Raw genomic sequence first — 20,673 nt, 5'->3', positions numbered from 1 at the left:
ACGCTCCCAAGTCCCTAACACGATCGCACCTCAAAGGACGCCGCCACGCGTTTTTCTTAAATCAAAAGTTTTCAGTAGCTCCCCAAGAATCCAGCTGGTATTATAAGGGTGAGATGCATTTGTTAGGAGGGGAAGGATGAAGTATTTCAAAACACGCCCGATTAAGCTCCAGCTGCTGATCATGCTGTTTATGGTTGTGCTGATTATTATTTTGGTCATGGCCATGACTTATCAGCAGTCAACGAAAATCATTTATCAAAAAAATGAAGAGTATTCCGTGGAATTATTGGATAAAATCACCGAGTATGTGCAATCTCAAATGGGCCAAATCGATGGCTTGATTGAGAATACGATCTATAATGTGGATATCCATTATTATTTGAAGGCAGTCGAGCAGATGGACAAGTACGATCTTTTTCAAAAAGTAGATACACAGCTTACGACGATCAGCCAGCTCGAGCAGGGCATTATTGATATTACCATCGTCGGTGAAAACGGGAATAATGTAAACGTGATGCTGGATAGCCTCAAACGGCAGGCCGTTATGGATACAGTCGCAGAATTATCGTTGAAAGCGAATCAGCAGGCGAAGCCTTACTACACAGGGTTGATTCATACGAGCAAGTTTGAGAACCGTTTTATTATTGGCTCCAGAATTAATGATATATTTCCGACTACTACTCTGGGCTATATGGTCGTTATTCTCGATTTGAATGCTATTTTTCCTAAGTTTGATACGATGCTGGAGAATGGGTTTGGCCATTTTTATGTGTTGGACCGCAATGGTATCATTTGTGCTAGTAACGATAAAACGAAAATCGGAGAAAAGCTGGAAGCATCGTCCTATACCGGTAAGCAGAAGCAAACGATTGTACACGAGATGGATTTGCCGGATATTCAAGGGAAAGTCGTTAATGTGTATTCCAAGTCGGATCTCTTCCGCGGGATGGATGAAATTCGCCGTGTGTATGTATGGATTCTTATTCTCTTTGTACCATTCTTATGTGTCTTCTTGTGGATGATCAGCCGCAATATGATTGAACCGATTCGCAGCTTTATGAGATTTATTCAAATTATCAAAACAGGCACGATTTATCACACTCAAAAGAGGCTGAAGGTGACAGGCTACCACGAAATTATGATTATGGCGGATAAATTTAATGAAATGCTGGATGAAATCGACGGGCTGACGGATGAAGTCGTTGCATCGAAAACGAGAATTTATGCGCTGGACATGATGAAGAAGCAGGCAGAGCTTGCTTACCTGAAGCAGCAGGTGAATCCTCATTTCTTGTATAATATGCTGGAATCGCTTAAAGGGATGGCAAGCGAAATTGGCGCTAATGAAATCAGAGAAATGGTTTCTGCCTTAGGCCGTATGCTGCGCTACAACATCAAAGGTCAGGAAGAAGTCAAGCTTAGGGAAGAGCTGTCCATCGCACAGTCCTATATTATGCTGCAGCAGTTCAGATTTGAGGGCCGTTTTGAGGTTCATGTTGATTTTCAGGAAGACATTCTGAATGGCAGGGTCATTAAGATGATTTTGCAGCCGATTCTGGAAAATGCCATTACGCATGGACTGGAAAGCAGGATGGAGAAGGGAAACTTATGGCTTAGGGGATTCAGGAATGCAGACGGGGATATCGTCATTCAGGTGAAGGATGATGGGACAGGCATAAAGCCTGAACAGTTGGAAGTCTTTCTTGCTGAATTGGCAGTGGAGGGAGATTTCATCGACCGGATCAAAAACAATGAGCACTTGGGAATCATTAACGTTCATAACCGTCTAAGGACAACCTACGGTGAGCCGTATGGCCTAAAGCTCGAGAGTGTTCTGGGCAAAGGAACGGAAGTTATTTTACTATTACCGTGGAAAGAGGTGTGAGGTTATGTACAAGGTAATGCTGGTAGACGATGAAAAATGGATCATAAAGAGCTTGAAAACGAGCATTGACTGGCATGCGCACGGTTTCGAGATTATAGCTGAAGCTTCCAATGGGTTCGAAGGCTTGGAGAAGATTAAGCAGCTGTCTCCCGACCTGGTATTCACGGATATTCGCATGCCTGGCATGGATGGATTGGAGCTGATCAGGCAGACGAATGAATTAAACAAAGGCATCAGCTTTATTATTACATCAGGCTATAAGGAATTTGAATATGCCAAAAAAGCGATCCAATACGGAGCTCTGGACTATTGTCTCAAGCCGTTTGAAGAGGAAGAGATCATAGACATTTTAAACAAGTTCAGTAGTGATCAGCAGGCCAAGCATACGATGGTGCAGACAGAATTGCTCAATTTGCTTCAAGACAATGAAGAAGCCTCCCCCCTGCATGTAAAGGATTGCCTGAGAAGGCTCGGGATGACGTGGAGTGAGGAGAAGGGAGCGACGGTTATAGTCGTTGCCGGTTCGGGGGAATTTGAGTTTGAATTGCCAGCTTCTGTGGAAAGACCCTATATTACTTTAAGGACTGGCCGGAACAAAAAGGTATATGTAATCCAGGGAGAAGCTGCAGCGGCTCTTAGGGGAGCCTCCTTTAGTGAAGGATTAAGCGACAACATTCAAGGCATTGGAATAGCAGCTTGGATTCAAGATACGACAGCGATTATGAACGCCATTACAGAGGCGAATACAGCAGCACATCATTTCTTTATCGCCGGGGAGAAGGGGGTATGGACGGCCTTTTCACCGAAAGGCAGAATGGAAGAAATGACAGAGCTATTGCGGAAGCTGAGCCGTACCCAGGATGCAGCTTGCATACAGGAGATTTTCGAGAAAATAGACAGTTTCATCGCGGATGGCGATTTTACGATACATCGGGCTTTGCATGTTTATAATATGGTTTTGTTTAGCGTGTATCACCTTGCTGAAGAGCAATTCTATTCATATGAACAGTTGTTGAATAAATTTAATACGCTGGAAGAAATGAAAGCTTATTTACAAAAGCTGATTATTGAACCCAAATCCGAGCAGCTGCCCGAGAGTAATAAAAACCCCAAAAACATAACGTTTCTTAACATTCTCAGTTATATGGATGAGCATTTCAGGGAGGATATTTCGCTGCAAAGCATTTCCGAGAAGCTGCAAATCAATTTAAGCTATGTGAGTCAATTGTTCCGCAAGAATGGCTCAGAAACTTTTTTGCAGTATTTAACGAAAAAAAGAATCGCCTGTGCCTGCGAGCTGCTGAGGAATTCCTCCCTGTCTATTCAGGAAGTTTCCGAGCAGGTTGGATATGCGGACTACTTCCATTTTGCCAAAACCTTTAAGAAAAGCATGGGGCAAACCGCAACCCAATACCGGGAATCTGCAGGAAAGCCACCGGGAAGCCCGAACAGCGCGCCGATGACTAAAAAATGAACATACCAGCCCTAAATTCCTGACATACGTTTAGCTGTAACGAAAGCTTATAATAACGATGTAAACGTTTTCTGGGAACATTAAAAAAATGAAATCAGGGGGAATTGGTGTTGAAAGTTACCGGAAGAAATGTGCTTACCTTGTTTATGGTTTTCAGTCTTATCTTTGTCATGGCGTGCGGCTCAAGCAATGAGCCAGCAGCTTCTCCAGCTGCCACTAACACGCAAGGGACACCAAGTCCAAGCGGTACAGCCGAACAGAAAGAAGAGTATACGATTAAAATACTTGCTCAGGAGAACAGCCAGATTAAAAGAAGTGACGAAACCAAAATCGGAAAAATCATTAAAGAGAAATTCAATATGGTGTTCGAGTACGTGCAAACTCCAGGCAACTATGCCGACAAATTGAATCTGATGCTGGCTGGCGGAGATTACCCGGAAATCGTGCTGATTCAGGACAATCTTACGTTCGACAAGTATGTACGCGCAGGTGCGCTGCTGCCTCTTGAGGATTTTGTCAAAAACTCTCCAGAATTCGCCCAAACATACAGTGTTCAATTACCTTTGTGGAGATTATCGGCCTTTGACGGAAAGCTGTATAAATGGGAAGCTGGCGTACCTGCCGACTTCAAAAACAATGTGGAGGTTCTGGATGTAGGCATCCGGACGGATGCACTGGAGCAGCAGAGCTGGCCTAACCTGCTTTCGACAGATGATTATATTAAATTCCTTAAGCAAGCTTTAAAGGATAACCCTACGACGAATGGCCAGAAAACACTTGGCATGATCGTGCCATTCGCAGAGCCATGGGGGATGCAGGGAATTTCCGGTATGATGTATGAAAAAGGCGGCCGGTATTCCACAGCTGCAGGAAACTTAGGTGTCATTTGGAATCAGGTGGACAGCAAATTTGAAGATTATATGACAAACGAATATGTGAAAGAAAATCTGCAATTTTTCAATAAACTATACCGTGAAGGCATTCTGGATAAGGATTCCTTTACAGATAAGATGGATCAATATCAAGAGAAATTAAATAGCGGCAGAGCATTGTCTGCCTGGTATGCGGTTTGGGGAATATCTGCCGTAAACCAAGGTTTAATAGATGCCGGCCGCAAGGAACTGTATATCAATATGCCGATTCGCAGCCCGCTGCAAATCGAACGCAACGAGAAACGGCAAATACGTGTTGAAGACACTCGTCCATTCTCGATCTATGCCATCACGAAAAACGCCAAACATCCTGAGCGTATTGAGGAACTGCTGGCCTGGGCCAACACGGAAGAAGGCCGTATCCTGCTGCAATCCGGGGTAGAAGGCGATGAGTATACCATTGTAGATGGTAAACGCACGCCTACAGAAGGCTACATTAAGACACTGAAGGATGCGGATGCGGCAAGAAGCGTTGGTTTTGGATTGTTTAACTTCCTAGGCGGCGTGTACACGGATGCGCCGGATGGTGTCCCTTACTCCATGGGACTTGATCCTAAGCTGCAGGATGATTTGAATTTGATTCCAGGCATGAAAGAGGCCTATACGAAGCTCGGCTGGGAGAATTCCAAATCTTACTTTTTGGAAACGGGCGAAGCTGCCCATACAGGCATAGCGGGCACGATTGCTATTGACACGACTTCAGCGCTTGGCGCGCTGCACCAAAAAATCGTTGATTTCCGCTCGAAAAATTCGGCGAAGCTGATCATTAATCCGAAAACAGATGAAGAATTTGAGGCGCAGTACCAGTCGGTCATCAGTGAATATAAAAAGCTGAAGCCGGAAAGTGTTGTTGATGAGTACAACAGACTTTACCAAGAGAAGCAAGGGGAATTGGAAAAATTGAAATAATGATTGGCATTTTTATTCACTTGATGGGCATAGGTAGTTGAGCTTGGGGACATAGAGATGTAGAGGCATAGAGACATGACCTTACCTAGATGCAAAGATGCAAATTTAGGTCTCTATGTCCCACCAAGCTTGTTTCAAACAACATACAGAAAGGAGTCTTGCGATAATGGCAGCTAGATTATTCAGACAGCGGGATTTATATATGATGCTGCTGCCGGCTGTTTTGCTGGTATTTGTTTTTTGGTACGTTCCCATTTTGGGCTGGATTATTGCTTTCATCAATTTCAAGCCGGGCTTCAGTTTATTTCCTGCCGAGTGGACTGGGCTGCAGCAGTTTAAGGACTTTTTTATGCAGAGTACGGATTATATGTACCTGCTGCGCAATACACTTTCGATCAATATAGGGTCACTAATAACGAATTTGTTTACAGCATTCGTATTTGCCATTTTGCTCAATGAGATTCGTTCCAGATTTTTCGGGAAGCTTGTACAGACCATTACATTTTTTCCTTTCTTTGTTTCGTGGGTCATTATTTATTCACTCTCCAGCGCATTATTTGCTTCTTCCTCTGGAGCCATAAATGAAGCGCTTGTGCAGTGGGGTGTCTTGGATGAAGGCGTTAATATATTAGGGGACCCCAAGTATTCGTGGATCTTCATGATCCTTTTGAGTGCATGGAAATATCTGGGCTATAACAGCGTGATCTTTATTGCGGCCATTGCTTCGATTCCAGCAGAGCATTATGAGGCGGCAGAAATAGACGGGGCTAACCGTTTTCAGAAAATATGGCATATTACCATTCCAGGATTAATTCCCACATTAATCGTGCTGCTCATCCTGAACAGCGGTTGGATATTAAATTCGAATTTTGAGCAATTCTATCTGTTCACCAACGGAACGAACTGGGAGAAGATGGAGGTGCTTGACATGTATATCTATAAATATGGTCTGAAATTGTTGAATTATCCTTACGCGACTGCGGTCGGTATTATGAAGACGTTCATTAGTCTGATGCTCATTATTGGTGTCAATGCCATCTCCAAAAAAGCAACAGGAAAAGCTATATTCTGATAATAAGATATTCAGATATCCATATGATCTTATGAGATGGGAGAACGGTATGAGGGGAAGATCTGTAAGCGGAACGATTTTCGATAGTATCAATCACTTGTTTATGCTTCTTATTCTATTGGTTATGATGATTCCTTTTGTATATGTAATCAGTTATTCGCTCAGTACCCCCAGTATGCTGAAGGGAGGCATCGTGCTTTTTCCTGTAGGGTTTACATTCGATTCTTACAGGAAGGCTTTCGCCGATCCGGCGGTGCTGAAGGGAGTCTACATTTCGGTGGCGCGTACGACAATCGGACCTGCCGTCATGCTGCTTTTTACCTCGATGGCTGCTTATGTGCTAACCCGTGCCGAATTGGCCGGCGTCCGATTTTTTCGCAAGTTTTTTGTTTTCACGCTTTATTTCAGCAGTGGCATGATCCCGATGTATCTGTTGATGGGATATTTAAATCTTAAAGGAACCTTTCTGATTTATATTCTTCCCACAGCAATTTCAGTGTTCAATATGGTGCTGATCAAAACGTATATCGAAGGTTTGCCGAAGGAGCTGGAGGAAGCAGCTGTTGTCGATGGGGCTAACAATTTCCAGCTTTTCTTCAAAGTCATTTTCCCGCTGTGTATGCCCGTATTTGCTGCAGTAGTTTTGTTTGATTGTGTGAACCAGTGGAATGCGTTTATTGATACGCAAATTTATAACACGATGTCACCGAACCTGTATCCCCTGCAGTATGTGCTCTACAACACGCTGAATCAGATTAACTCTCTGGACCAGCTGCGAGAGCAGGGGCAAACTCAGATGACTGCAATCACGCCGCAAACTTTTAAGATGGCCATCACAGTCATTACCGTTCTGCCGATCGCTTGTGTTTATCCGTTTTTGCAAAGATTTTTTATCAAGGGTTTGTTGGTTGGTTCGATTAAGGGATGATTTAATACAATACTTCACATCAATGGGCTCTGAAAAGGGCTGGGTGTTCTACAACAGTAGGATACTCAGCCATTTGCAGGGCTTTTGGTTTTTTCAGGAAGAATGCGAAATCGCTGTTTTTTTTATATAAAAAATGAACATACGAAGGCTAAAACTCAGACATATGCTGTAAAATAATGAAAGTTTATAGTTAGGATGTATATATTGTATGCGTTCTCAAAAAATGGAGGTATAATAATGACAATAAAAATTGGTATCGTGGGTGCAAGTTGCAAGCTAAGCAGCATGGTATTCCTAATACGTTCAGAATCTACGAGGATATGCTTGAATCGGATATCGATGCAGTAATCGTTTCTACACCGATGCAGCTGCATGTACCTCAAGCCATTCTGGCATTGGAACATGGGAAGCATGTTATGAGTGAAGTGACTGCAGGCGTAACTATGGATGAATTATGGTGGCTGAAAGAAGCAGTGGAAAGTTCGGGGAAAGTATATATGATGGCAGAAAACTATTGCTATATTCCTGAAAATCAGCTAATTTTAAATATGGTTAAAAAGGGATTATTTGGTGAAGTTTATTTTGGCGAGGGGGAGTATCTTCACAATGCCCGGAATCTAGCTTATCGATTAAATCGCTCAGGCACAACAGAGGTCTCAAATCCTACCTGGCGCAAGTACTGGCAGCTTGGCAAACGTGGTGCTTTTTATCCAACGCATAGCTTGGGGCCGGTCATGCAGTGGTTTCAAGGTGATCGGATTAAATCGGTTTCTTGCTTCGCTACTGGCTGGCATACGGATAAGCGCTTTCGCCAGGAGGACACATCTTTAACGCTTTGTCAGATGGAGAGCGGTAAATTGATCAAACTCCGTCTTGATTGTATTTCTAACCGGCCGCACAACATGAGCTACTATACGCTTCAAGGGACCAAAGGAAGCTTTGAGGCTCCGCGTGGACTTGGTGATCAGCACAAAGTGTACTTGACTTCTTTTGACGAGCATGCAGAGCATGCCCAGTGGCATCCGCTCAGCGAATTTTATGAACATTTGCCTGAGCGTTATAAAAATGCTACTGAAGAGCAAAAATCTGCTGGCCACTGGGGTGGGGATTATTTCATCGTTGAGGATTTTGTCAAAGCCATGAAGGGCTTGCAGAAATCGGCGATCGATGTATATGATGCGTGCGAATGGACTGCAGTGGCACTGTTATCCGAGTTGTCAGTAATGAACGGCGGGCGAACGATGGATATGCCTGACTTTCGAAAAGGCACATCATACGCAGAACAGATTATCAAGTTCTAATATATACGTGGAAGTGGATAATAATTGAACATAGGGGTGCTAAATTTCTGACATACGCAATCATACAGCCTGAGTTTATAATCAAAATGTAAACGCTTACCATTTTACAATTTATCACTAGGGGGAAAAAATTTGAAAGCTAATGGCAGGAAACTATTAATGTTAGGCATGATTATCATTCTTGTATTTGTAATGGCCTGCAGCTCAAGTACCAAAACCCCAGACTCATCAGCGTCACCTGGAGGTAAGGATTCAACAAGCACTCCGACTGGGAGTCATTCAACTAAAAAGGAATATACGATTAAAGTACTTTCTCAAGTCAAAGGTCAAATTAAAAGAAGTGATGAAACCAAAATTGGCAGAATCATTAAAGAAAAGTTCAATATAGTGTTTGAGTTTGTGCAAACTTCCGGAAATTATGCAGATAAACTGAATTTGATGCTGGCTGGAGGTGATTATCCGGAAATTGTTTCGATTAAGGATAATGACACCTTCGACAAATATGTACGTGCTGGAGCTTTGTTAGATCTCGAAGATTTTGTTAAAAACACACCAGATTTTGCTGAGAGGTATAGTAAGCAGATTCCATTATGGAGATTATCCGCATTTGACGGGAAGTTGTATAAATGGGAGGCAGGCGTACCGGTTGATTTCAAAAACAATGTAGAGGTGCTTGATGTTGGAGTCCGGATCGATGCTCTTAAGCAGCAGGGATGGCCTAATTTACTGTCGACAGACGATTACATTAAATTCCTTAAGAAAGCGCTCGAAGATAACCCTACTACGAATGGCCAGAAAACACTTGGAATGGTTGTTCCTTTCGCAGAACCATGGGGAATGCAGGGAATAGGAGGTATCATGTATGAAAAAGGCGGCAGGTATTCTACAGCTGCAGGAAACTTGGGTGTCATTTGGAATCAAGTGGAAGGCAAATATGAAGATTATATGAAGAATGAGTATGTAAAAGAAAGTATAGAGTTTTTCAATAAGCTTTACCGCGAAGGCATTTTGGATAAAGATGCGTTTACAGATAAGGGAGATCAGGTCAGTGAAAAGCTAAACAGTGGTAGGGTCTTGTCTTTGTGGTATGTGGTGTCGGGAATAACTGAGACCAATCAAGGTCTAATTACAGCCGGCCAACCTGAGTTGCAGTACATCAATATGCCAGTGCGCAGCATGAAGCAAATGGAACGCAATGAAAAACGACAAATTCGTGTTGAAGATACTCGTCCTTTCGCTATTTTTGCTATTACAAAAAATGCCAAGCATCCAGAGCGAATTGAGGAACTGCTGGCATGGGCCGCTTCGGAAGAAGGCCGGATATTACTTCAATCCGGAGTGGAGGGTGATGAGTATACGATCGAAAACGGCAAACGCGTGCCAACAGATGCTTACAAAAAACTGCTACATGATGCTGATGCCGCAAGAAGTATTGGTTTTGGATTGTTTACCTTTCTGGGAGATGTTTACTCGAATGCACCAGATGGAGTGCCTTACTCTATGAGTCTTGACCCGATGATTCAGGATGAATTGATTCTGACTCCTGGAATGAAAGATGCTTATACTCAATTAGGATGGGCTAATTCTAAGGAATACTTCTTGGAAACTGGCGAGGCTGCTCCTACAGGCATAGCGGGTACCATTTCCATAGACACGACCTCGGCACTAGGTGCTTTGCACCAAAAAATAGTGGATTTCCGCACGAAAAACTTCGCAAAGCTGATCATAACTCCGAAGTCTGACGAGGAGTTCGAGCAGTTGTATCAATCCATCATCAGTGAATACGAAAAGCTGAAGCCGGAAACTATTGTTGATGAATACAACAGGCTTTACAAGGAAAAGCAGGCTCAACTGGATCAGCTGAAATAAAGAATGAAAAAGTAGACAAAATAAAAAAAAACAAGCTCTCAGCGCGTGCCGATACTTTATCGGGGCGCGTTGTTTTTTGCACTCATACATGAATCTGCCCTTCTCCTAGCCCGTTTGTGGCAATACTTTCCTTATGGGTTACAAGCGTTTTAAACTAATTATCATCGGGTAATAAAAATTTAGTTCATTGGCTTAATCCTATATGGATAAGGAGAGGATCATAAAGTTATGGAAGAAAATAAAGTGAAAACTACCCGAACGGATGATACATTGATCATTGAAGAAATGGATCCCGATAAACTTAGCGGCGAGCACATCAAAAGAGTCCAATATATGGTAAAGGAATATAAAGGAAGTATAAAGAGGCAGTTGGATATCGAGGATAATAAAAGAATTACATGGTCGGAACGTCTGGCAGATAAAGTGGCGTCTTTTGGCGGGAGCTGGACATTTATCGTTTGGTTCGCGATTTTTCTAGGCTCCTGGATCATCTGGAACATCGTTAGTTTTACATTCCATTTTGACCCGGCTCCATTTATTCTATTAAATCTTATTCTATCTTTTACAGCAGGTTTTCAAGCACCTATTATATTAATGAGCCAAAATAGACAGCAGAAAAAAGACAAGCAGGACGCGATCATGGATTTTGCCATTAATTTCAAAGCAGAACAAGAAAATTTAGAGTTGCAGCAGGCCATTCATCGGATGGAAGAGAAGCTTGAGCGATTAGAAGAATTAATCGTTGGTTCGGCAGGAAAATACCATAAAGGTTGAACCTTGGCGCGTGCAATTGTGATTGTAGTCGGAATGGAGTCTGCGCATTTTCGTCGTTTTATAGTATAATAGAGATTCGCTGCAAAATGGCAGGTGGGTTTAGACTATGATTCGATAAGGGGAACAAATATGGATTTTTCTGTACACTTTCTATCTTTTTTCGTTATTCAGACGGAAGGCGGCGACGCCGCTGCTTCTGGCAAAACATACAAGCACTACCGCACAATGGACGGCGATACCTATGAGCACAGTGAGATCAAGCATTTTCTAGACGGTGAATTTACTCGTATTTGCAAGCGCAAGGTGGAGAAAAATCCGAACACGGAGCAGGCTCCGACCAAGATTGGCCGGTTTATCGTGGAGCCCGGGCATGAGCTGGACAGCAATCCGAACTACAATTTATTTCAGCGCCTGCGCCTTGTGACCAAGATGGAGGATTTCAAAAATCACTGCGACGACATGATACGTATCTATATGGAAACGAGTGCGGTAAGAGGTGGAGCGTTTATCGTGGCGAGTGCCCGCCTGACCCGTTATTTCGAAGAGCCGTTTCTGTTTGTGATGAAGTGTGATTTTGAGCCGAAGGTAGCCCGGATTTCGGACGAGACCAGCTTGGTTGCACAGGTGGATATGGCCATCAGTGCCCGCAGTATGAAGTCCATTCAGTATCCGTTCATGCCCGAGGAGGGAATGCTGGAGGAGTATGAGCTGAAGGTTCATCAGGCATCACATGCGCGTTATTTCGAGGATTTTCTGAAATATGTATCTTATGAGAAATCAAAGCCGGAAATTGTAAGCGAGCAGGTCATTGCCATGGTTCAGGAATATATGGAGCAAAATCAGTTGCTGGGGACGAGCCCTGATCCGGCTTTTGCCGCCATGCAAGGGCAAGGGGAAGCAAATACCTATACCTATGGGCAGTCAGCCGGGGAATTGGGACAGCTGAGCCGAATTGACAATCCGGAAGCATCGGGACCAGGGGAGTCATATGGGCAATATGGACAAAACGATCAATATGACCAGTCGGGACAACCGGGGGAGCTTGGGCAAATGGCCCCAGGATATCAAGGGCAGCCTGATGAAGCAGGCGAATATGAGGATTTGAGGACGTCCGGTGACGGGAATATGGAACGGCAGACGGGAAACAGCGGGATTTTGCATGCAGCGCCTGCAAGAAATCAGTGGAGCCCAGAACAGGCAGGGCCCGGCAAGCGAGGGCAGGATAATGATGGATATGAAGCGTGGGAGCGGGAGCGCCAAAGCTTTGAATTGTGGGCGTACAGCGAGAAGCGGGATCTTCAGGAGAAATGGGATCATACGCAAGTTGTGGAAGCGGCAGCCAAGCTGACGGAGCACAACGAGGAATTGGAGCTTAAATTCCGCCTGGACGGCATCGCGATCAAAGGAAACCTGGCCGACTACGGTAACAGCATCCACATTGCCAGACATAACGGACGCTACGTCGTACTTATTGAAGGCGATCAGTTCCAATTCGACAAGGGCGTCTCGCCGATTGAGCTGCTCAAGCCGGAAGGACTCGACCAGGTGATTAAGAGACTAGGGGAGAAAGCGGACGACGGACTGCCGTACTAAGCTTTATGGGGTTGAACACTGAAGCTGAGGGGGACGCCGCCAAATGAATGCCGAACTGCACAAAAAAATGAGAATCGCTGCAGGACAATCTATTTTGATGCTAAATCTGCCAGTAGGATATAAGGAGCTTCTTCTTCCGCTTCCCGAGGAGACGGAGCTGTCTCATGAGCCGGTAGGTGAATACGACGTTGTGCTGTTGTTCGTAAGCAGTGTGGCCGAGTTGGAGGCATGGGGCCCTAAGGCATGCGATGCGGTAAAGCATAATGCGCTGTTCTGGATTGCTTATCCCAAGAAAAGCTCCAAAATGAAAACGGACCTGAATAGAGATTCAGGCTGGGATGTAATTTCCGGCAAAGGGTTCGAGGGAATTGCACTGATCTCAATAGATGATACCTGGTCATGCATGCGGTTTCGTCCTTCCGAGCTCGTTAACACGACAGGAACAAGACAAGAGCGGCTAACTACGGGGACGAAAGTAACGGTAGACCCGACTCGGGCGGTGGAGGTACCGGATGATTTGCGCCATGCCCTGCATGAGGTGCCGGAAATCGAAGCTTTTTTTGACGGGCTGGCCTATAGCCACCGGAAAGAATATGTCCGCTGGATCACGGAGGCCAAACGGGAAGAGACTCGCCGAAGCCGGATCGAAAAAGCGCTGGACAAGCTGGGCAAAGGCATTAAAGCGCCACAGTTGAAGGAGTAGTAAGTGAGGCATGAGTAGTTCGTATTCGTATGTTTCGTATGTTCCAGGAAAAGAAGCAATTTAAGAAAGCCATGTAAAAAGCCATGTTAGAAGCCTGTCGGTAGATCGAGAGATCCCGGATAGGCTTTTTTTGAATTTTACTGATAGCAGCAGTGGGCCTCTCCCGAATGGGGGGCGTGTGCTTGACTTAACGATGTTTTTCATCGTTAAAGCAGGTGCTCCAGGACAAATGGTCACTTTAATGATGATTTTCATCGTTAAAAGAGGACAAATGGCCACTCAGGGGGCTAAAAAGAGATTTTAACGATGTTTTTCATCGTTAAAGTAAGGTTGTGGAGAGGAACTGCTGCTTTTAGCGATGAAAAACATCGTTAAAAGTAACAGCTCCATTCTCAGCTGCGCGCTCTTCATTCCTAGCGCTACGCCAGCTAGGAAATCCCCTCTATATCAAGAGAAAACCCTTGCTGGCTGTCCGTTTGAGCTTGGTGTTCGTGTGATGCGTGCGATTGTAGCTAAGAGAGGGAATGGCTGTGGGCGGAAGAGCGGTAGCGTCCGCATTTAAAGATTTGTTCCTACCTCCTCATGTATACCATTCAAGGGAACAAATCTTTAACAGCGGCTGGAGCCCACAGCCATTCCCTCCGCAACGCACCCAAGTCACGAACACGTACATCAAAGGACGTCGCAAGGCGTTTATCTTACAACAAGCAACATCTTTAAAAAACAAACATTACATCTTGAGTTTATGCATAGTTTGTAAACGCTTTTACCCTCATAATGAGGAAGTAGCAACGAAGCATTAAAGAAACAGTCAAGCAAAGAAATTGGGAATTATTTGGTAAAAAAGCGGTTCGGAAATGGTTCGAAAATGGATTGAAAAGTGTTTTGAAAATGTACCGTACAGGGAGGGTTTCAAAAATGTTGTCAACATTCAAGCGGACGGCTTTCGTTCTGCTGAGCATTGCCCTTGTTTTCTCGCTAGCTGCTTGCGGCGGCGGGAACAGCAGCCAGGTCCCAAGTGAAGGGACTACGAAGCAAGAGGGAGGCGGCGATTCAGGAAAAGAGTCACAAAAGGAAGTTAAGCTGACCTTTCAAAACGCCTATCCCGATGAAACGAACATTCAGCACCGGGTAATGCGCAAATTGATTGATGATTACACAGCAGCCAATCCGGCTATCAAGATTGAAATCGATTCGTTAAATATGGATCAGCAGAAAATCAAGCTGAAAACACAGGCAGCGTCCGACAGCATGCCGGATATTACAGTTGTTAATGCCAGTGCGCAAATGGAACCGTTCGTTACAGGAGGCAAGCTGGCTCCGCTCGACGACATTCTTGCCCGCGAGGGGCTGGGAGACAGCTTCCAGACTGGGATTCTCGATTATTACAAATTTGATGATCACATCTACGCTTTGCCTGACGGTAATAACGTTGCTGCCGTTTACTACAATAAAGAGCTGTTCGAGCAAGCAGGGGTAGCGGTTCCTAAAACCTTCGAAGAGCTGGTGCAGGCTGCGAAAACCTTTAACGAACGTGGCATCATTCCGATGGTTGTTGGCGAAAAGGAAACGTGGACGGGCTCCTACTTTTTTATGAACATTGTTCTGCGTCTGGCAGGTCCTGGTTTCTTGAACGAAATTCTTGCGGGTAAAAAAGATTTTATGGATCCTGCTTTTGTAGAATCGATTGCCAAAATGAAGGAATTTATTCAGGTTAACGGATTTCAGGAAGGTGCTACCTCTTATGATTACGATATGGCTGAAAACTTGTTTATAACAGGGAAGACAGCGATGTATTTCATGGGCACATGGGCTACAGCGGCCATTGAGGATAGCGATATTGTCGATAAAATTGGTGTTTTTGCTTTCCCAACCGTGAATGGCAAGGGAGATCCGAATGAATTTATGCTCGGTCCCGGAACAGGCTTTGCCTTGGCAGCGAACAGTCCTCATCTGGCGGAAGCAAAGGATTTCCTGCACTATTACATGCTAAATTATCCGAAGGTTTCTTTTGAGATGAAAAATGCGGTTGGTCTTGCCCAGAAGGTGGAGGGTGACTTCCAGGCTGCTGGATACTCAAAGCTTGCTATGGATGTGCTGGATATGTTCAAAAGCGTGAATGGCGGCGATATCGCCTTCGATAACACGATGGACCCAAGTACAACTCAAGTTCATTTAAACAGCATTCAGAATTTGTTTGCTTCCAAAATCAGTCCGGAGGAAGCGGCTAAAGAGCATCAAAATGCATTCGAAGAAAATAAACAGTAAGCAAATTTATAAATGGAATTTCCGAAGGTAATTTATGGATAGGAGATAAAGAGAATGTGAATATTGCCAAAGTATCGTGGCGTGCCATTGCCATTTTCGTGCTGCCCTGCCTCTTGTTATATGTCGCGATTGTATTTGTACCTATTATCATTTCGCTGTACTACTCTTTCTTTCAATGGAATGGGATAGGTGCTGCGACGTTCGTCGGATGGTCGAATTACATAAATATGCTGACCAAGGACGCTATCTTCTGGCCGTCCGTCTACCGGACGCTGCTGTACGCAGCCTTTTCCATGGCTGAAATTCCAGTTGCCCTGCTGCTGGCCGTCTGGCTGAGCCGCTATGTGAAACGTCCGAATTTCCTTGTATCCAGCTTCTTTTTGCCCGTCATTTTATCCGTAGTCGTTATCGGGCAGCTGTGGAAATCGATTTACAGTCCCGCCTCTATGGGTGGACTCTTAAATGATGCTCTGGCCTGGCTCGGACTGGGTGAGTGGGCGCGACCGTGGCTGGCTGATCCCACCTTTGCGATTTATGCGCTGATTTTTGTCTCGCTGTGGCAGTACCTTGGCTATCACTTGCTGATTCAGTTCACCGGGGTACAGAACATTCCGCAGGAAATTTATGAAGCGGCCAAAATCGATGGTGCCGAAGGCTGGACGGTAGACCGCTACATTACTTTTCCGCTCGTGGCGCCGGTTTTCAAAATTTCCATGGTGCTGGCGGTGATCGGCTCGCTGAAAACACTCGATATCGTCATGGTGATGACGGGAGGCGGACCTGGGAACGCCACGGATGTAATTTCGAGTCATATGTACAAAAGAACATTTTCTTCGCTGGAATATGGCTATGGAAGTACAATTTCAGTCTTTCTGGTGGCAGCCTGCCTGCTGGCAACTCTGCTGCTCAACAAAATATTCAAGCGATCAGAAGATGCGATACAATAATCCGTTTCCATTGCACGGAAGAGAGGGCGTACATTCACGGTGTTGAGATATTTAGGAAAACCGGCGGTTTGGACCGTATTCATCCTGCTGTTCTTTACACAGGTATATCCGCTGCTCTGGCTGCTGCTGTATTCATTTAAGACGAAAAAGGAAATTTTGTCGGGCCGGTTTTTCTCGCTGCCGGCCGAATTCCAGTGGAGCAACTATGCTCAGGCGTATGAGTCTGGTCACTACTTGCGCTACTTGTTTAACAGCCTGTTCGTTGCCAGCATAACGGTATTCGTTACACTGCTTCTCAGCTCGATGGTGTCCTATGCGATTACACGCTTTGGATGGAGATGGGGCAAGCTGGTGATGCTGGTCTTCATGACAGGTATTATGATTCCGCTGCAGTCAACCTTGCTGCCGCTCGTTGTTCTATTTAAGAAAATGGGCATTTTAAATACACATTTGTCGCTAATTTTACCGTACATTGCCTTTGCAATTCCGATAGCTATTTTCATCTTAAGCGGTTTTTTCAATACGGTACCTCGTGAGCTGGAGGAGTCAGCGGCGATTGACGGGGCGTCGGTGTACCGGACCTTCTTCAGCATTATGCTGCCGATTATTGTTCCGCCGCTTACAACAGTAACCATTTTGACGTTTATCGACGTGTGGAATGAATATATTATGGCATCTACTTTCATTTCCAGTATTAGTCTAAAAACACTGCCGTTTGGAATTTACAGCTTTTTCAGCCAGTACTCGACGAATTATGGAGTCATAGGGGCTTACCTGATTTTGGGAATGCTGCCGGTCATGCTGGTTTACTTTGCACTCTCTGAAAAAATAACTAAAGGCATGGTCGCCGGAGCTATTAAGGGCTAAGTGGTTTCGTGATATAATGAGGCATCATTTATTTCGACATGTTTCTACATCATACAACATACGGAGAAAAAGGTGCACCATTATGAAGCTGCTTCGCCCCCGTTCGATCGGAACCCGAATTTTTCTATTATTTGCCGCCAGCTTTTTTTGCCTGCTCGTTATTTTATCACTTGTTTATTATGAGAGCTCTTCAGGCCGTGTGAAAAAAATGCTGGATGATGCGGCCGCCAAAAATGTGATGCAGGCTCGCGATCATGTCGATTTGCTGCTCAAGGGATATGACAGCTTGGGTAAATCGATTGTTACTAATCCGGATATTCAGCGTCTGCTCGGGCGCAAGCAGGAAAATCCAGCCGTACGCGCGATTAATGAACGAACGATCACGAATGCGCTGGGAGCCATCTATTATGCATGGGATGATGTGATAGGCATTCACGTGCTCGGCATGGACGGTGCGGTGTATAGCTATGGCGGACTGACACAGGTTATTGAACCGGGCTTTGCTAGCAGCGAGTGGTACCGCCGTTTAAATGAGTCTGGCGGGGAAACCGTCTGGCTCGGCATGGAACGAAATTCTGTAATCGAGAAGAACGGAAAAGGAAGCGTTTTCGCTTTTGGCCGCAAGCTCTATAATTTGAACCGTTCCGAAACGGTTGGCCTGGTTCTGATTGAGATGAAGCCGCGGGTGCTGAAGGGCATCCTGGAGAATATGAATTTTTCCGGGCAAATGGATTCCTTTCTCGTCCATGACGGACAGATCAAAGCGCATCCCGACACGGAGCTTCTGCAGACCTCCTTTGAATATCCTTTACCGGCGGCAACAGTCAGAGAGCAAAGCACGAGCTCCGAGACGGATAGCAAAAGGCTGATTGCTTCAGCGCTTGCTATTAATGATTGGCAAATGGTCAGTGTGATCAAGCTTTCTGTTTTGCAGGTAGAGCTTAGCTCGATGAAGCATTATTTTATCGGTTTTACGTTAGGGCTGATGGTGCTGTCGCTCCTGCTCACTTTTTTTCTCTCGGTTAGTGTTACTGCGCCCTTTAAGCAGATGATCCGGTATATGAAAAAAGCGAAGCGGGGCCGTTTCGAGGAAATACCGAAGGTGAAATCCTACATTGAAATTGAAGTGCTGACAGATGTATTCAATCAAATGGTGCATCAAATCGACGAATTGTTCGTCAGGGTGAAGGAAGTTTCTGAAAGCGAAAAAATTGCCCAGCTTAACGCGCTGCAGTCGCAGGTCAATCCGCATTTTCTCTACAATACGCTGGATATGATTTATTGGATGCTGGATGAGAAGGAAAATGAGCAGCTTTGTAACGTTATCTTGGCTTTGTCGGGGATATTCCGCTACAGCAGTAATTGGTCGAAAGGATCAGAAGCTACGATCCGCGAGGAGCTGGAGCAGATCCGCAACTATGCGTTGATTACTCAGATGAGGTTTGAGGACAAGCTGGTATTCGAATGGGATCTGGACCCGTCTTTGATGGATTTGCAATTGCCCAAAATGTCGCTGCAGCCTATCGTCGAGAACGCTGTAATTCATGGAATCGGCAAGAGTGGAGGGTCCATCCGAATTGGGATGCGGAGGCAGGATGATAAAGTGCTGCTTATTGTCGAGGACACGGGCTCAGGGATGTCCATTGAAGCGGTGGAAGAAATGAACAGAATTTTTAACCAGGATCGCCGTTATAAGGACAGATCGGAGCATACAGGGTCCGGTATAGGACTTCTTAATGTGCATCGTAGAATTGCTTATCGCTTTGGCGGAGAGTTCGGATTGCATCTAACATCAGGCGGCTCAGCTCGCGGTACTACAGTCAGCGTGTCTTTACCGTTAAATCATTTGGAAGGGTCCGGCAGGTCACTGCAGGGGTGAGAGCATGCGGATATTAATTGTTGATGATGAATGGACCATTCGTGAAGGTATCAGGCGAACGGTGGAGACTGCTTTTCCGGCTTGGATGGTCGGGACAGCCGAATCAGGCGAACAGGCGCTGTCCTTGCTGGAGGAAGCTGACGTAGATGTCGTGTTTCTTGATATTATGATGCCCGGGATGAGCGGCCTCGATCTGCTCCGGCAAGGCGTACAGCTGCATAAGACGATTCGATGGGTCGTTATTTCGGCATATTCTGATTTCGAATTTGCCCAACAGGCGCTTCGTTACGGAGCCAAGGACTATATACTCAAGCCGATAGGAAAGCCAAAAGTGATTGAGCTGCTGCAGACCTTGGAAGCGGAGCTGGAGTTGGAACAAGCAGCCCTCCTGCAACGCGAGCAGGTTCAGAATCAGCTTTTGGACGCGCGGGAAGCTGTGTTTCAATGTTGGGCTGCCGGGTTGGACGCGGCAGATGGCCGGTTCGATCTGGGATCGCTGGCAGCGGAATACGCAGACTGCATGCTGATTTTGTACCGTATGGAATCCGCACAGGATGAAATGCAGTGGCATGTTGATGCCAGGCAGGAAATGGCCGCGTGGATGAACAGGCACGGGAAAGGATTTGTGGTCAGCTTCGGGCGCAGCACGCTGCTGGGTGTATTCTCTCCATCAAGCTCAATGGAGCGGGTACAAAGTCAACTGCTCGAGTCGCTTCCGGGCAGTGTCCAAGGGAAATCACAGCTCCAAGTATCCCATTTACTCCATACCTTCGGAGATATTCCGGATCAAGTCGCTGCGATGCTCAAGAACGAGGCGCAAATGGGTGAAGATCCTCCCTACGAAAATCATAATGAGATTATTGAAGTGTCCATGCAATATATAAAAAATCATTTCAACGAAAATCTCTCGTTGGAGAAGGTAGCTGCTGCCGTTTACTTGAATCCGGTATATTTCAGTCATCTCTTTAAGAAATCGACTGGGACCGGTTACAAGGAGTTTGTGATGCAGCTCCGAATCGAACATGCCAAGCAGCTGCTTGGCACCAGCAGCCTCAAAGTAACGGAAGTTGCTGAAAGGGTCGGTTATCAAGATTTGCGGCACTTTACCCAAGTATTCCGCAAGCTGGTGCAAATGACACCAAGCGAATACAGGGGCGCACTGAAGGAAGAACCTGGGAAGAGTATGCGTTGAAAAAGGAAATTCCCCATGCATGTTGACTTCATGTTGGTTTAATGTTCGTTTACGTCAGGGACGGCGAGAGCCGTCGCTGT

General features: G+C 45.3%; 15 protein-coding genes and 1 pseudogene. All 16 read left to right on the top strand.

What is annotated here, in order from left to right; translation table 11 throughout:
* Positions 1-136: 136 nt before the first annotated feature.
* A complete protein-coding gene (locus tag J2Z66_RS01995; protein WP_209969281.1) occupies positions 137-1,885 on the top strand; it encodes a sensor histidine kinase in 1,749 nt (582 codons plus the stop codon).
* Between the two features lie 4 nt (positions 1,886-1,889).
* Complete coding sequence (locus J2Z66_RS01990) at positions 1,890-3,359, top strand: response regulator transcription factor (protein ID WP_209969278.1); 1,470 nt, start codon at positions 1,890-1,892, stop codon at positions 3,357-3,359.
* Between the two features lie 110 nt (positions 3,360-3,469).
* Entirely contained in the window at positions 3,470-5,200 is a 1,731-nt protein-coding gene (locus J2Z66_RS01985) for an extracellular solute-binding protein (protein ID WP_209969276.1), read from the top strand.
* Between the two features lie 166 nt (positions 5,201-5,366).
* Positions 5,367-6,272, top strand: coding sequence for an ABC transporter permease (locus J2Z66_RS01980; RefSeq protein ID WP_209969272.1), 906 nt, complete (start codon positions 5,367-5,369; stop codon positions 6,270-6,272).
* 49 nt (positions 6,273-6,321) lie between these two features.
* On the top strand, positions 6,322-7,200 hold the full coding sequence (locus J2Z66_RS01975) for a carbohydrate ABC transporter permease (RefSeq protein ID WP_209969270.1): 879 nt from the start codon (positions 6,322-6,324) through the stop codon (positions 7,198-7,200).
* Between the two features lie 269 nt (positions 7,201-7,469).
* Positions 7,470-8,501, top strand: coding sequence for a Gfo/Idh/MocA family protein (locus tag J2Z66_RS01970; protein WP_209969266.1), 1,032 nt, complete (start codon positions 7,470-7,472; stop codon positions 8,499-8,501).
* Positions 8,502-8,633: 132 nt separating this feature from the next.
* Positions 8,634-10,370, top strand: a complete 1,737-nt coding sequence (locus tag J2Z66_RS01965) for an extracellular solute-binding protein (RefSeq protein WP_209969263.1) — start codon at positions 8,634-8,636, stop codon at positions 10,368-10,370.
* A gap of 228 nt (positions 10,371-10,598) precedes the next feature.
* Entirely contained in the window at positions 10,599-11,144 is a 546-nt protein-coding gene (locus J2Z66_RS01960; RefSeq protein WP_209969260.1) for a DUF1003 domain-containing protein, read from the top strand.
* 129 nt (positions 11,145-11,273) lie between these two features.
* Positions 11,274-11,978, top strand: a pseudogene (locus J2Z66_RS42390) (DUF3900 domain-containing protein); the annotation flags it as partial.
* Positions 11,958-12,737, top strand: a complete 780-nt coding sequence (locus J2Z66_RS43730; protein WP_312894348.1) for a DUF3900 domain-containing protein — start codon at positions 11,958-11,960, stop codon at positions 12,735-12,737. The pseudogene J2Z66_RS42390 and the gene J2Z66_RS43730, both read left to right, overlap by 21 nt.
* A gap of 43 nt (positions 12,738-12,780) precedes the next feature.
* Positions 12,781-13,440, top strand: coding sequence for a YdeI/OmpD-associated family protein (locus J2Z66_RS01950; protein ID WP_209969252.1), 660 nt, complete (start codon positions 12,781-12,783; stop codon positions 13,438-13,440).
* Positions 13,441-14,358: 918 nt separating this feature from the next.
* Complete coding sequence (locus J2Z66_RS01945) at positions 14,359-15,708, top strand: extracellular solute-binding protein (RefSeq protein ID WP_209969247.1); 1,350 nt, start codon at positions 14,359-14,361, stop codon at positions 15,706-15,708.
* Positions 15,709-15,764: 56 nt separating this feature from the next.
* The gene (locus J2Z66_RS01940; protein WP_209969243.1) at positions 15,765-16,655 is read left to right on the top strand and encodes a carbohydrate ABC transporter permease; all 891 of its coding nucleotides are present in this window, start codon (positions 15,765-15,767) and stop codon (positions 16,653-16,655) included.
* Positions 16,656-16,694: 39 nt separating this feature from the next.
* Positions 16,695-17,522, top strand: a complete 828-nt coding sequence (locus tag J2Z66_RS01935; RefSeq protein WP_376774353.1) for a carbohydrate ABC transporter permease — start codon at positions 16,695-16,697, stop codon at positions 17,520-17,522.
* 82 nt (positions 17,523-17,604) lie between these two features.
* Positions 17,605-19,401, top strand: coding sequence for a cache domain-containing sensor histidine kinase (locus J2Z66_RS01930; protein ID WP_209969240.1), 1,797 nt, complete (start codon positions 17,605-17,607; stop codon positions 19,399-19,401).
* Positions 19,402-19,405: 4 nt separating this feature from the next.
* Positions 19,406-20,593, top strand: coding sequence for a response regulator transcription factor (locus tag J2Z66_RS01925; protein WP_209969237.1), 1,188 nt, complete (start codon positions 19,406-19,408; stop codon positions 20,591-20,593).
* The last annotated feature ends 80 nt before the right edge of the window (positions 20,594-20,673 follow it).

Source organism: Paenibacillus eucommiae (assembly GCF_017874215.1).
GTDB classification, from domain to species: domain Bacteria; phylum Bacillota; class Bacilli; order Paenibacillales; family NBRC-103111; genus Paenibacillus_AI; species Paenibacillus_AI eucommiae.
This window is presented reverse-complemented; position numbering and strand designations above follow the sequence as displayed.